The following is a 13,033-nucleotide window of genomic DNA, read 5'->3' as shown; positions in this document are numbered from 1 at the left end:
AACGCACCACCGTGGAAATGGGCAACGCCGCGCTCGACAAGTACGAAAGCAGCGGTGGACTGAGTTGGGAAGAACGGCTGATTGTTCGAGGGTTCCTGGATAGCAATCAGGACGACACGCGTTTGGCGGTGCAGAAGACGGTGCAGGGGAACCATGCCGAGATGTTGAGCGTGCTGCCGGGGGTGGGGTTGGTTGGGGGGAAGGGAGGGGGTGGTAGCCCGTTCGGTGCAAAAGGTCGTGCGTTCGCTGGGAAAAACATTGATGATTTGTCGAATGCAGGAAAACTGCTTGATCCGGCTGATAAATCAGGACAACTTTCATTAGCGGGTCGAGCACTCCAAAAACACGGTAGTCGTGAAGGCAGTGCGTTTCCTAGCGTTAAAGGAAGCCCTTCTGAAATCAACGCTCAAGCTCAAAAAATAGCTGATGAAATCTTGAATAATCCGGCAGCCACAGCAACCTACAAAGACACCGGTAGATTTGGGAAGGTCATGGATGTGATTGCCCCCGACGGCCGTGGACTTCGCTACGATTCAAAAGGGAAATTTATTGGTTTGTTGGAGCCCCCGAAGCCATGAATCGTTTATCTACTGTAATAACAAGCCCCCCAGATCGAGAGAATTGTGTATTCGAGATTTGGGGGGGGGCGAGTCAGTTGGCTGAGGTATCACATGAGCCAGGAAGACCAATTGAAATAGAAATTTATCCCCCCGTTGAAGGAGGTAAATGGAATTTCAATCTTGAGGACCTTATGACTGCTTTGCATCAGGCGACTAAGACATTAGCTTCTCACGAATAAGTTGGGGCACAAGCCGCAGAAGCGGCCTTGAAAGTGCCAGGTAGAGTGACGACTCTTTATGTCAAGTAAGGAATGCCAGATGACTTACTCGCTTTTTGATGTTGTCGTATTGACTGAAGACATCCCGGCAGAAGGGCTGCGAGCTGGTGTGCCGGGTGCGATCATTGAAGTTTATAGTCTGCCAGTGGAAGGCTATGAGGTAGAGTTTTGTGATGCTGAGGGGTGTGCTGTTGCTCAACTGGCATTATCTCCCGATCAATTTCAGCTCAAGAAATAACAAATAGATCTGACAGATTTGTTTTTTCCTCCCAACACCGGCCTCATGCCGGTGTTGTTTTTTCGTAACCGTCCGCCCAGCACCCTCTCCTTAAACGTCTGCCGAAGTCACCTTGCATGACTCAGGCAGATACCCACTGATGCGGCAGCAGTTGGTCAATCTCACTTGCCCGCTGTGTCGGCAGGGGTGCAACGCGGATTGTTGTAGTGGTTGCGCCTGAACGGCGTGGGACCAGCGCTATTTCAACGGCCCCACCACCTGCCGATACCGCTCCACCCCCTGGGGCGTCTGCCGCACCCAACTCATCTCCAACCCCAGCGGATCCTCCCGCCGGTTGCCGCTCAACTGCCGCCAGCCCTTATCCAGCTCCCACACCCGCACCTGCACGTCGCTCACGCCGGTCAACACCACCACTCCATCCTTCGCGGCTGGCAATGGAAAGCGGTCGCGCGCCGGCGCCACCGCGCGGTACAGCGAATCCCCCTTGAGCCACCAGCGCACCCGTTGCAGGCCGTCGCCCGCGACCGGTGCGCTGCGGATGATGTCCAGGCGAAAGCCCTGGGTATCGGAGCTGCGCACGGTCACCGCTGCCAGCCCTTCGACTTCCGGTTCGCCGGGTGTTACCAATTCCACGTTGGCGCGCAGGCTGATGTCCCGTTGCAGTTGGTTCAGCGCCCGCAGCAACACTTCGGTTTGCTCGGTGCTGGCCTGTAGATGGTGATCCGCACGGGTCACGCTATCGAGGCCGCGCCAGGCGATGACGCTGACCAGGGCCATCAACATGATCGCCACCATCACTTCGATTAGCGTGAAGCCTGATTGCGAGTGGGGTTTGTGTTTATGCATGTTCAATTTCTCCTGATGGAGATTATGTGGTGAGCGGGCTTGTTCCGCGCTGGGTGGCGAAGCCGCCCTAAACCCGGTTACCGCAGTGTTTCAGTTGGACCGGGGTGTATGGGTTTGGGGCGGCTGCGCCACCCAGCGCGGGGCGAGCCCGCTCACTACAGGGGGGCCACTACACGCAGCAGGCCGGCGGCGTCGCGTTGCAGGCTGAGGCGGTGTTGCCCATCGGACAGCACCACGCGCAGCGGTGGGTTGATCCATTCGGCGTTGAGTACCAGGGTTTGTCGGGGTTCGATGTTGATTTGCATCGGGGTGCTTTCCCATAGGCGCGGGCGCAGTTGGTCGTCGTTCTGGAAGGCTTCCACGCCGGTTCCATCTTCGCTGCGGCGGTTGAAGCGAAAGCCCTTGGCATCTGCCCGCCAGGTGATGGGCCGACCATCCGCGTGGGCCTCGGCCTGGGCGATTTGCAGCAGTTGGCTGAGGCGTTCGGCGTCTTTGCGCAGCAGGTGCAACGGGTCGGGTTTGATGGTGAGGCTGATGGCGGCGCTGGCGATGCCGATGATCACCAGCACCACCATCAACTCGATCAGGGTGAAGCCTTGCTGTTTCATCGGTCGGCTCCGTGGGAACTGGTGAGCTTGTGAAATAAAAACGTGCGAATTGGCCTGTAGGCTGGTGCCACGGGCATACAGGAGGTCGACCCCATGGCATTCACTTTTCGCTTTACCCCGGCTCATGGCGTGCAAGCACTGGGGCTGGCGGCGGCGCTGGCCGGCGCGGTGGTGTGGACGCCGTTGTTGCTGTCATCGGCTGAGTCCAACACGCCCCAAGCCACGGCCCAGGCGTTGGCGGCGCGCAGTGAGAATCCAGCGTTGCAGTGGTTTTCCAACGTGGCGACGGCACCCCAGATCAAGGTCACCGGCGTGCTGACGGGGGCGCGGGGTGCGGTGGCGATCCTCAGTCTCAACGATGGGCCGCCGCAGAGTTTTCGGGTGGGTGAGCGCGTCAGCCCGGGTGTGCATTTGACGGCCATTGACGGCGACAGCGTAGAGATCGAGCGCGCAGGCGAGAAGCTGCGCGTCAACCTCGACAAGCTGCCGGACGGCCCGGCGTTGCCCCTGCTCACTCGGCCATGACCTGAGTGTCGAGGCGCGCCAGGGGCGGCGCCTCGCGGCTGGCGTCCAGCACCAACAGTGTCACCTGGAACAAGCGGCCGTCGACGTTGAGGGTCTGCTCGCAACGCAGTTTCAGGCGGCCCTGGTCGCAGTCGAAGGTCTTCTTGCCGCTGCGCAGGTGTCCTTCCAGACGCAGTTCCGCCAGGCGGCTTTGTGCCGCCAGCATCGCGATGGACTTGTCCCGCAGCAGGCCATTGCTCTGGGTCATCAGCCCGGCCACGCGCACGGCGGCGGCCATGGCCACGGCGATGATCGCCAGCGCCACCAGCACCTCGATCAGGGTAAAGCCTTGCTCCTTGCGACGGCCGTACATGGCGCTCTCAAAGCCCGGAAACAGGCCCGCAGACTAGCGCCGGGAGTTGACCGATTGGCGACCGAAGCTCCCGAGGATTTTCAATATGACTGACATGTGTTCTTGCAACACTGCGCCACGAATTGCACCCAACCCAAGGAATGTCGAGATGGATATCGCGCCCCTGAAGTCCCCATTGCCAGGCCCTCGCCGCCAGCGTGGCTTCACCTTGATCGAGATCATGGTGGTGGTGGTCATCCTCGGGATCCTGGCCGCCATGGTGGTGCCCAAAGTCCTCGACCGCCCCGACCAGGCGCGGGCCACGGCGGCCAGGCAGGACATCGGCGGGTTGATGCAGGCGTTGAAGCTCTATCGCCTCGACCACGGCACTTATCCGAGCATGAACCAGGGCTTGAAAGTGCTGGTGGAACGCCCGGCAGACGCGAAGAACAGCAACTGGCGCGCCTACCTCGAGCGCTTGCCCAATGACCCTTGGGGCAACCCGTATCACTACCTCAATCCGGGCGCCAATGGTGAGGTGGATGTGTTCTCTCTGGGCGCCGACGGCCAACCGGATGGCGATGGCGTCAATGCCGATATCGGCTCCTGGCAGTTGTAAGGCCCGCCATGAAACGGCATTCGCCCGCAGCGGCGAAGCAACGCGGCATGGCGATTATCAGTGCCTTGCTGATCGCGGCGGTGGTGGCGGTGTTGGCCGGCAGCATGCTCACGCGCCAGACCGTGTTTACCCGCAGCCTGGAAGCCGAGCAACTGCGCGTTCAAGGGCAATGGTTGTTGCAAGGCAGCCTTGAGCGCAGTCGACAGCTGCTGTGGGACGCTCGCCAGAAAGACGTACTGACCCGGCTCGATCAACCGTGGGCCCGTGGCCAAGGCGGGGGCTTCGAGGGGCGCGTCGAGGACGAGCAGGGCAAGTTCAACCTGCGCAACCTGGTGAATCGCGGGCAGCCGGACGCCGAACAGTTGCAGAGCTTTGAACGGCTGTGCCGCACGATTGGCGTGGATCCGGCCGTGAGTCAGCGCATCAGCCGCCGGGTGATTGCCTCTTATGTGGCGCCTGTGCAATACCCGATGCTGCGCAGCCTGGACGACCTCAGTGGGATTGAAGGTGTGGGCCCGGTGTTGTTGCGGCGCATGCAGGCGTTTATCAGCGTGTTGCCCGTCAATACCTGGGTCAACGGCAACACGGCCAGCGCCGAATTGCTGAGTGCGGTGGTGCCCCAGCTCAGCCTGTCCCAGGCCCATGGGCTGGTGAGCGAGCGTGACAGTGGGCAGTGGTTTATCAACCGTGGGGACTTCGTCAACCGCTTGCACATGCCACACGTGGCAGTCGACTCGGTGCAAGTGGGCATCACCAGCGAGTGGTTCCGCGTACTGGGCCAGGTACGGCGCGATCAGCGCCGGGTGACACTGGAGGCATTGCTGCACCGCCCCGAAGATCGCCAGCCACACGTGATCTGGTCGCGGGTGGGCGTATGAAACGCTTGCGGATCGGCTTGCCACCGTTGGACCAGTTGAGCGCCGAGAGGCGAGTGAGCTTCGCCTGGGTTGACCGGGGTGTCGTGGTGGAAGAGGGCACCGAGAGCCTGGCACAGTTGTGTAAGGCACGGGTGGCGGTCGAGTGTTTTCTGCACCCGCGTGACAGCCTGCTCACCAGCCTGGAACTGCCACCGCTACCCGCCGCGAAAACTGCCGCCGCCGTGGCCTGCGCTGCCCAGGCGTTGATCCTCGGGCCGGTGGAGCAGATGCACGTGGCCCACGGCCCCCGTGAGCGTGATGGCCGCGTGCAGGTCGCGTGGGTGTCCAGGGCGGGTCTGGAGCGCCTGGCCCGGTTGCCCCTCAAGCTGCGCGGCCTGTACCCGGCGCCGTATGCGTTGCCGGTGGGCGCGGCGACGCTGGACGAAGGCTATCTGTTGACCCGCGACAGCCTGCAACAGGGCACCGTGCATCCGTTGGGGCAACCGGCGCTGGACATGCCGCGGGTGGATGCAGCGCAGCGTTGGAGTGGCCCGGCACCTGCCTGGAGCTTGCATGGCCGCGTCAGCCAAGCCGCCAGCGGTGGATGGGGCCGGGCGCTGGCCTGTGTCGCGTTGGCTACCGCTGTCTGGACCCTCGGCCTCAACCTGTACGCCGCGCGCCAGGCAGACGAAGGCCAGCGGCTCAAGGCGTTATTGAATCAGCAAGTCCGCCACGCGTTCCCCGAACTGCCGGTGGTGCTCAACCCCTTGCAACAAGCCCGTCAGCAACTGGCGGCGCGCCAGAACGGTACGGGGCAGGGGTTCAGCAGCCTGTTGCAAAGCGCGGGCAGCCATTTGCCGTTTATGGTCGCCAGCGTCGAAAGCCTGACGTTCGAACAAGGCCAACTGCACCTTGAATTACTCGCCGACAGCCGCCACCCGAGCGCCGAGGGCGATTGGCAAGCCGCGTTGACCCAGGCCGGTTTGACCGCATTCCGCGACGATCACGGCTGGCGCATCGGTCCGCTACAGCCGGGAGCCAGCGATGAATAAAGTGCAGCAGTTGCGCCGCCAATCCCAGCTGTTCTGGGGTGGCCTGGCCTTACGTGAAAAACGCATGCTGATCGGCACCGGCCTTATCCTCGCCTGCCTGCTGACCTGGCTGATCCTGGTCCAGCCGGCGTTGAAAAAGATCGACTACTGGCAGGCCGAAACGCCGAAGCTGCGCACCCAGGGCGAGACCTTGCAGGTGCTGTTGCAAGGTGTCGTAGCGCCCAGGCCCGCCGATGAATCCGCACTGCGCCAAGCCCTGGACCGCGCCGGCCTGCAAGGCCATTACCACTTGCAGGCACAGCCTCCCGGCGGCTGGCGCCTGACCTTCGACAACGCCCCGGCCGACATCGTGGTGGACTGGTTGCTGGGCAATCCCCGTTCGTTTTCCCTGGAGGTGTCCGAGGCGCGTTTGCAGCGCGTGCCGGACGCCGTCGACAACTCGGCCGGCACTGTGTCCGGGACCGTTCGCATGGATCAGGCGCTTGGCGCTAAGGAAGCTTCATGAAGTGGTCAGTCCCGCCTTTTCGTTTGGCCGCGCCCTTGCTGGTGCTGGCCCTGAGTGCGTGCAGCAATAACCCGCCCAGCCAACCGCTGCTGGTGGACAGCGAACTCGGCCAGCCGCTGGCCGAAACCCGGCGTAGCGATACGCCGCTGGACCGTCAGCGCGAACCCGCGCCCCAGCCACCGGTACAGCACCGCGTCACCCACAGCGCCCGTGGCCACGCCCCGGCTGTTTTAAAGGCCCGTAACCCGCTGGGTGACCAGCCGGTGCAGCTCAACTTTGTCGATGCGGATATCCAGGCGGTGGTGCGCGCACTGTCCCGCGCCACCGGCCAGCAGTTTTTGGTCGACCCACGGGTGAAAGGCAACCTGACCCTGGTCAGTGAAGGCCAGGTTCCGGCTCATCAGGCCTACGACATGCTGCTGGCGGCGCTGCGCATGCAGGGTTTCAGCGTGGTGGATGTGGGCGGCGTGGCCCAGGTGGTGCCGGAAGCGGACGCCAAGCTGCTCGGTGGGCCGATCTACAGCGCCGGCAGTAGCGGCATGCAGACGCGCACCTTTCGCCTGCAATACGAGAACGCGGTGAACCTGATCCCGGTGCTGCGCCCCATCGTCTCGCCGAACAACCCGATCAACGCCTACCCCGGCAACAACAGCATCGTCATCACCGACTATGCGGAAAACCTCACGCGAGTGGCGCAGATCATCAACGACATCGACACCCCCAGCGCCATCGACACCGACGTGGTGAAGGTGCAGAACGGCATCGCCGTGGACATCGCCGCCATGGTCGCCGAACTGCTGGAAACCCAGGGCGCCGACCAGACCCAGAAGATCAACGTGGTCGGCGACCCGCGTTCCAATTCGATCATCATCCGTTCCGGCAGCCCTGAGCGCACGGAGCTGGCGCGCAACCTGATCTACAAGCTCGACAACGCCCAGAGCAACCCCAGCAATATGCACGTGGTGTACCTGCGCAACGCTCAGGCCGGCAAGCTGGCGCAGTCGTTGCGCGGGTTGCTCACCGGCGAGAGCGATTCGGGCACCAGCGATGAGGCGCGGGGCAAGCTCAGTGCCATGGGCGGCACCGGCCAAGGCACGCAAACCGGCAACACGCAAAACAGCAGCGGCACGCCCACTGGCAGCGGCGTGCAATCGAGCTACGGCCAGGACAAGCCCTCGACGGGCAGCCCGTCCAACGATCAAGACACCGCCTTCAGCGCCGGTGGCGTGACTATCCAGGCCGACGCCACCACCAACACTTTGCTGATCTCCGCGCCGGACCCGCTGTACCGCAACCTGCGGGAAGTGATCGACATGCTCGACCAGCGTCGCGCCCAAGTGGTGATCGAGAGCTTGATCGTCGAAGTCAACGAGGACGATGCCACCGAGTTCGGCGTGCAGTGGCAGGCCGGCAACCTGGGGGGCAAGGGGGGATTCGGCGGGGTTAATCTGGGGGGCAGTGGGGTCAACAGTGCGCCCACCAGCAAGACCAGTATTGATGTGCTGCCCAAGGGCCTGAATATCGGGCTGGTCAACGGCACCGTGGATATTCCGGGGATTGGCAAGGTGCTTGACCTCAAGGTGCTGGCCCGTGCCTTGAAGAGCAAGGGCGGCACCAACGTGCTGTCGACGCCGAACCTGCTGACCCTGGATAACGAAGCGGCGAGCATTTTTGTGGGGCAGACCATTCCGTTTGTCACCGGCAGTTATGTCACCGGCGGCGGGGGCACCAGCAACAACCCGTTCCAGACCGTGCAGCGCGAAGAGGTGGGGCTCAAGCTCAACGTACGCCCGCAGATTTCCGAGGGCGGCACGGTGAAGCTGGATATCTACCAGGAAGTCAGCAGCGTGGATGCGCGGGCGTCGGTGGAGGCGGGCACGGTGACCAACAAGCGTGCGATCGATACCAGTATTTTGCTGGATGACGGGCAGATCATGGTGCTGGGCGGTTTGCTGCAAGACGGCTATAGCCAGAGCAATGATGCGGTGCCGTGGTTGTCGGATATTCCGGGTTTGGGGGCGTTGTTTCGCAATGAAAAGCGCAGTGTGAACAAGACCAACCTGATGGTGTTTTTGCGGCCTTACATTATTCGTGACAGTGGGGCGGGGCGCAGTATTACGTTGAATCGCTATGAGTTTATGCGCCGGGCGCAGGGTGGGTTGCAGCCGGAGCATAGTTGGGCGATGCCGGATGTGCAGGCGCCGCAGTTGCCTTCGGTGGAGAAGGCGATACCGGGGCAGTTGGGGCCTCGGGCGGTGATCAGGGCGGTGCCTCAGTGACCGAGTACATATCGACTTACAGAGGTTCAAATGTGGGAGGGGGCTTGCCCCCGATGGCGGTGTGTCAGTTAAAAAATGGTCAGCTGACACTCCCTCATCGGGAGCAAGTCGAATCGTCGCACCGCCCCTCCCACATTTTGATCGAGTACATATCCGTTGCTGCGGTAACGGCCGCTTATGGTTCCGCTCTTACAGCGGCTCACTTTTGGAAGGACCCAAAAGTAAGCAAAAGGTCCTCGCCCCACCACTCGGCACCTCGCCTAGGCTCGGTGTGCCCTCACTCCGGCTTGAATCCGTGGGCCGCCGTCATGGGCCATCCTTGGCCCAGGACGGCTAACCCGGCGTCCTGCCGGGTTGCCCACGGATTCAAGCCTGCGTTCGGCCAGCGTGGTTTAACGGGGCGACCCAGATCAAGAGCAGATCAAAAGCCGTGTGATATTCGCCTGATTCACAGAGGTTTAAATGTGGGAGCGGGCTTGCTCGCGAAGAGCTTGAGGGCGCCGCGTTGAATCAGGTCTCCCGCGTTATCGTTAACCACCATCGCGGGCAAGCCCGGCTCCCACAGGGAAATGCGTTCGCCCCAGAGACCCGGTCGGCTACCAGGCCGCCGCGCTTTGCTTTTGATTTTGATCTTAGGCGCCCCGTTAAACACGCTGGCCGGAATTCGGCATGGATTTGGGGGGTAAACCGGCAGGGATGCCGGTTTAGCCGCCCCGCGCCATGGATGGCGCGTGGCGGCGGCCCCCCAAATCCATGTCGAATTACGGGCATACCGAGCCTAGGCGAGGTACCGAGTGTTGGGGCAAGAGCCCTTTGGTTACTTTGGGGCTTTTCCAAAGTGACTCGCCGTAAGGGCGAAACCATAAGCGGCCGTTACCCAAATAATGGATATGCACACATACAAATAGGGCCAACATCATGAGCCTGCTGCCCTACGCCTGGGCCAAATCCCGGCGCATTGTGATCGAGTACATATCCGTTGCTGCGGTAACGACCACCTATGGTTCCGCTCTTACAGCGGCTCACTTTTGGAAGGACCCAAAAGTAAGCAAAAGGTCCTCGCCCCACCACTCGGCACCTCGCTTTGGCTCGGTGTGCCCTCACTCCGGCTTGAATCCGTGGGCCGCCGTCATGGGCCATCCTTGGCCCAGGACGGCTAACCCGGCGTCCTGCCGGGTTGCCCACGGATTCAAGCCTGCGTTCGGCCAGCGTGGTTTAACGGGGCGACTAAAATCAAAAGCAGATCAAAAGCCGTGTGATATTCGCCTGATTCACAGAGGTTTAAATGTGGGAGGGGCGGTGCGACGATTCGACTTGCCCCCGATGGCGGTGGGTCAGATACAGATTTATTGGCTGACCCACCCCCATCGGGGGCAAGCCCCCTCCCACATTTGTCCTGCATTCTGCCAGGAGGGCGGTGTATGAGTTTGCTGCCCTACGCCTGGGCCAAGTCCCAGCGCATCCTGCTGCGCCCCGGCACCGATGGCCTGCTGCTCACCGTTTGCCCTTCAACTCCCGGTTGGTCTATCAGTGAGGTCCAGCGCCAGTTTGGCCAGTCCCCCATCGAGCAAGTTCGCGACGACGAACTCGACGGCCTGCTCACCGCTGCTTACGCCGACACCGGCAGCGCCGCCGCCGTAGTCGGCGCCGCGGAAAACGAGGTCGACCTCGACCGGCTGATGCAAGACATGCCCGAAGTCACCGACCTGCTGGACACCCAGGACGGCGCGCCGGTGATCCGTATGATCAACGCCTTGCTCACCCAGGCGGCTCGCGACGAGGCCAGTGACATCCACATCGAGCCCTACGAAACCCACTCCGTGGTGCGCTACCGCGTCGACGGCACCCTGCGCGATGTGGTGTCGCCCCGCAAGGCGTTGCACGGCGCGTTGGTGTCGCGGATCAAGATCATGGCCCAGCTCGACATCGCTGAAAAACGCTTGCCCCAGGACGGTCGCATTGCCCTGCGGGTGGCCGGGCGGCCGATTGATATCCGGGTGTCGACGGTGCCCACCGGGCATGGCGAGCGCGTGGTGATGCGGCTGTTGGACAAACAAGCGGGGCGCCTGCAACTGGAAACCCTGGGCATGGAGCCCCAGTTGCTGGCGCGCCTCGACACGTTGATCCGCCAGCCCCACGGCATCGTGCTGGTCACCGGGCCCACCGGCAGTGGCAAGACCACCAGCCTCTACGCCGCCCTGGCGCGCCTGGACGCGAGCACCAGCAATATCCTCACCGTGGAAGACCCGGTGGAATACGACTTGCCGGGCATCAGCCAGATCCAGGTCAACGCCAAGATCGACATGACCTTCGGCCTGGCACTAAGGGCCATCCTGCGCCAAGACCCGGACATCATCATGATCGGTGAAATCCGCGACCTGGAAACCGCACAAATCGCCGTGCAGGCTTCACTCACCGGTCACCTGGTGTTGGCGACTTTGCACACCAACGATGCGGTGTCGGCGGTTAACCGGCTGATCGATATGGGGGTCGAACCGTTTTTGTTGGCATCGTCACTGCTTGGGGTTTTGGCGCAGCGCCTGGTGCGCCGCCTGTGTCCCCATTGCAAGCAGGAAGACCCGGCCGCCCCCGGCACTTGGCGGCCGGTGGGCTGCGCGCAGTGCAACCAGGTCGGCTACAGCGGGCGTACCGGTATCCATGAGTTGTTCTGTGTCGATGACGATGTGCGCAGCCTGATCCACCAGGGCGCCAATGAGCAGGACCTGCGCCTGGCCGCCCGTCGCGCCGGGATGTTGAGCATGCGTGAAGACGGCGAGCGCTGGGTGCGCAGTGGCGCTACCGCCCCCGAAGAAATCCTGCGTGTGACACGGGACGCCTGATGAATCGTTATCGCTATGAAGCCGCCGATGCCAGCGGCAAGGTCGAGGCCGGGCATGTGGAGGCTGACAGTCAAAGCGCGGCGTTTGCCTCGTTGCGCAGCCGGGGCTTGACCGCGTTGCTGGTGCAACTTGAAGGCAATCAGCACACCGCCAGCGGCAGTAGCCTGTTCAGCGCCAAGCTGTCGGACAACGACCTGGCCTGGGCCACACGCCAGTTGGCAAGCCTGCTGGGGGCGAGCCTGCCATTGGAGGCCGCGCTGAGTGCCACGGTGGAGCAGGCCGAGAAAAAACACATCGCCCAGACCTTGAGCGCGGTGCGCGCCGATGTGCGTGGCGGCATGCGCCTGGCGGATGCGTTGGCCGCACGGCCTCGGGATTTTCCGTCGATCTACCGCGCATTGATCGCGGCGGGGGAGGAGTCCGGCGACCTGGCCCAGGTAATGGAGCGCCTCGCCGATTACATCGAGGAACGCAACAACCTGCGCGGCAAGATCCTCACGGCGTTTATCTACCCCGGCGTAGTGGGGCTGGTGTCCATCGGCATTGTGATTTTCTTGCTCAGTTACGTAGTGCCCCAAGTGGTCAGCGCGTTTTCCCAGGCGCGCCAGGATTTGCCGGGGCTGACCCTGGCGATGCTCAATGCCAGCGACTTTATTCGCGCTTGGGGCTGGTTGTGTTTTGCCGGGATCGTCGGTGGTTTCTGGAGCTGGCGGTTGTATTTGCGCAATCCCGTGGCCCGCCTGAATTGGCATAGCCGGGTGTTGCGCCTGCCGCTGATTGGGCGCTTTGTGCTGGGCCTGAACACGGCGCGGTTTGCCTCGACATTGGCAATTCTCGGCGGTGCGGGTGTGCCGCTGCTGCGTGCCCTGGAAGCGGCGCGGCAAACCCTGTCTAACGACCGCCTCGATCAGTGCGTCAGCGACGCCACGGCCAAAGTGCGTGAAGGCGTCAACCTGGCGCCGGCGCTGGCGGTGGAGAAAGTGTTCCCACCGGTGTTGATCCACCTGATCGCCAGCGGCGAAAAGACCGGCTCGCTGCCGCCGATGCTCGAGCGGGCAGCGCAGACGCTGTCCCGTGATATCGAGCGGCGGGCCATGGGCATGACGGCGTTGCTGGAGCCGCTGATGATTGTGGTGATGGGCGCGGTGGTATTGGTGATTGTCATGGCGGTGTTGTTGCCGATCATTGAGATCAATCAGCTCGTTACCTGAGCCTATCTGCGGTCAAATTGTGGGAGGGGGCTTGCTCCCGATAGCGGTGGGTCAGTCACAGATGTTTTGACTGACACACTGTCATCGGGGGCAAGCCCCCTCCCACATTGGACTTACATTTTCCAGTGATATCCCTGTGCTCCCGGCCATCCTCGGGTTCCTCATTTCGTCATATTTGATCCCCTGCGTGGCCTCCAGCCACGTCCGTTGAAACCTCGCTGTCACCTGCGCCGAAACCGCTCAAAACCGTGACCAAAACACCCGAGAATCTTTTTAAAAATCAA

13 protein-coding genes are annotated in these 13,033 nt (G+C 62.4%); 10 read left to right on the top strand and 3 right to left on the bottom strand.

Features of this window, described 5'->3' with window-relative positions:
• Nucleotides 1–578: hypothetical protein (locus DYL61_RS31350; protein WP_202978043.1), on the top strand; the 578-nt coding region annotated here is incomplete at its 5' end.
• Nucleotides 579–878: 300 nt separating this feature from the next.
• Nucleotides 879–1,076, top strand: coding sequence for a DUF4926 domain-containing protein (locus DYL61_RS23920; RefSeq protein WP_135310379.1), 198 nt, complete (start codon nt 879–881; stop codon nt 1,074–1,076).
• Nucleotides 1,077–1,313: 237 nt separating this feature from the next.
• Here the strand turns inward: DYL61_RS23920 and DYL61_RS23910 are convergent, their stop codons facing one another.
• Together DYL61_RS23910 and gspH are read right to left on the bottom strand one after the other, a co-directional pair.
• On the bottom strand, nt 1,314–1,922 hold the full coding sequence (locus DYL61_RS23910) for a prepilin-type N-terminal cleavage/methylation domain-containing protein (RefSeq protein WP_135310377.1): 609 nt from the start codon (nt 1,920–1,922) through the stop codon (nt 1,314–1,316).
• Between the two features lie 155 nt (nt 1,923–2,077).
• Entirely contained in the window at nt 2,078–2,530 is a 453-nt protein-coding gene (gspH, locus tag DYL61_RS23905; RefSeq protein WP_135310376.1) for a type II secretion system minor pseudopilin GspH, read from the bottom strand.
• Nucleotides 2,531–2,623: 93 nt separating this feature from the next.
• On the opposite strand from gspH, the gene DYL61_RS23900 reads away from it, so the two are divergent.
• A complete protein-coding gene (locus DYL61_RS23900) occupies nt 2,624–3,055 on the top strand; it encodes a type II secretion system protein N (protein WP_135310375.1) in 432 nt (143 codons plus the stop codon).
• Here DYL61_RS23900 and gspI read toward each other — a convergent pair.
• The gene (gene gspI, locus DYL61_RS23895; protein WP_135310374.1) at nt 3,042–3,407 is read right to left on the bottom strand and encodes a type II secretion system minor pseudopilin GspI; all 366 of its coding nucleotides are present in this window, start codon (nt 3,405–3,407) and stop codon (nt 3,042–3,044) included. The two genes, DYL61_RS23900 and gspI, sit on opposite strands and share 14 nt — an antisense overlap.
• 148 nt (nt 3,408–3,555) lie before the next feature.
• On the opposite strand from gspI, the gene gspG reads away from it, so the two are divergent.
• The 7 genes from gspG to gspF all read left to right on the top strand — a co-directional run bounded on the left by gspG (nt 3,556) and on the right by gspF (nt 12,749).
• The gene (gene gspG, locus DYL61_RS23890; protein ID WP_135310373.1) at nt 3,556–4,005 is read left to right on the top strand and encodes a type II secretion system major pseudopilin GspG; all 450 of its coding nucleotides are present in this window, start codon (nt 3,556–3,558) and stop codon (nt 4,003–4,005) included.
• An 8-nt stretch (nt 4,006–4,013) separates the two neighbouring features.
• A complete protein-coding gene (gspK, locus tag DYL61_RS23885) occupies nt 4,014–4,883 on the top strand; it encodes a type II secretion system minor pseudopilin GspK (RefSeq protein ID WP_167497993.1) in 870 nt (289 codons plus the stop codon).
• Nucleotides 4,880–5,914, top strand: a complete 1,035-nt coding sequence (gene gspL, locus DYL61_RS23880; RefSeq protein ID WP_135310372.1) for a type II secretion system protein GspL — start codon at nt 4,880–4,882, stop codon at nt 5,912–5,914. The genes gspK and gspL overlap by 4 nt, the downstream gene beginning before the upstream one ends.
• Entirely contained in the window at nt 5,907–6,419 is a 513-nt protein-coding gene (gspM, locus tag DYL61_RS23875; RefSeq protein ID WP_135310371.1) for a type II secretion system protein GspM, read from the top strand. The genes gspL and gspM overlap by 8 nt, the downstream gene beginning before the upstream one ends.
• Entirely contained in the window at nt 6,416–8,698 is a 2,283-nt protein-coding gene (gene gspD, locus DYL61_RS23870) for a type II secretion system secretin GspD (protein ID WP_135310370.1), read from the top strand. Before gspM ends, gspD begins: the two co-directional genes overlap by 4 nt.
• Nucleotides 8,699–10,119: 1,421 nt before the next feature.
• Nucleotides 10,120–11,538 (top strand): type II secretion system ATPase GspE, encoded by a 1,419-nt coding sequence (gene gspE, locus DYL61_RS23850; protein WP_135310369.1) that lies wholly within the window; start codon nt 10,120–10,122, stop codon nt 11,536–11,538.
• The gene (gene gspF, locus DYL61_RS23845; RefSeq protein ID WP_135310368.1) at nt 11,538–12,749 is read left to right on the top strand and encodes a type II secretion system inner membrane protein GspF; all 1,212 of its coding nucleotides are present in this window, start codon (nt 11,538–11,540) and stop codon (nt 12,747–12,749) included. The genes gspE and gspF overlap by 1 nt, the downstream gene beginning before the upstream one ends.
• Nucleotides 12,750–13,033 lie beyond the last annotated feature (284 nt).

This window comes from Pseudomonas nabeulensis (assembly GCF_004682045.1).
GTDB lineage: Bacteria > Pseudomonadota > Gammaproteobacteria > Pseudomonadales > Pseudomonadaceae > Aquipseudomonas > Aquipseudomonas nabeulensis.
This window is presented reverse-complemented; position numbering and strand designations above follow the sequence as displayed.

Bases quoted from the DNA above. Each gene is read 5' to 3' on its own strand.
- DYL61_RS23920 (WP_135310379.1), top strand. From the start codon at position 879: ATGACTTACTCGCTTTTTGATGTTGTCGTATTGACTGAAGACATCCCG.
- DYL61_RS23910 (WP_135310377.1), bottom strand. From the start codon at position 1,922: ATGCATAAACACAAACCCCACTCGCAATCAGGCTTCACGCTAATCGAA.
- gspH (WP_135310376.1), bottom strand. From the start codon at position 2,530: ATGAAACAGCAAGGCTTCACCCTGATCGAGTTGATGGTGGTGCTGGTG.
- DYL61_RS23900 (WP_135310375.1), top strand. From the start codon at position 2,624: ATGGCATTCACTTTTCGCTTTACCCCGGCTCATGGCGTGCAAGCACTG.
- gspI (WP_135310374.1), bottom strand. From the start codon at position 3,407: ATGTACGGCCGTCGCAAGGAGCAAGGCTTTACCCTGATCGAGGTGCTG.
- gspG (WP_135310373.1), top strand. From the start codon at position 3,556: ATGGATATCGCGCCCCTGAAGTCCCCATTGCCAGGCCCTCGCCGCCAG.
- gspK (WP_167497993.1), top strand. From the start codon at position 4,014: ATGAAACGGCATTCGCCCGCAGCGGCGAAGCAACGCGGCATGGCGATT.
- gspL (WP_135310372.1), top strand. From the start codon at position 4,880: ATGAAACGCTTGCGGATCGGCTTGCCACCGTTGGACCAGTTGAGCGCC.
- gspM (WP_135310371.1), top strand. From the start codon at position 5,907: ATGAATAAAGTGCAGCAGTTGCGCCGCCAATCCCAGCTGTTCTGGGGT.
- gspD (WP_135310370.1), top strand. From the start codon at position 6,416: ATGAAGTGGTCAGTCCCGCCTTTTCGTTTGGCCGCGCCCTTGCTGGTG.
- gspE (WP_135310369.1), top strand. From the start codon at position 10,120: ATGAGTTTGCTGCCCTACGCCTGGGCCAAGTCCCAGCGCATCCTGCTG.
- gspF (WP_135310368.1), top strand. From the start codon at position 11,538: ATGAATCGTTATCGCTATGAAGCCGCCGATGCCAGCGGCAAGGTCGAG.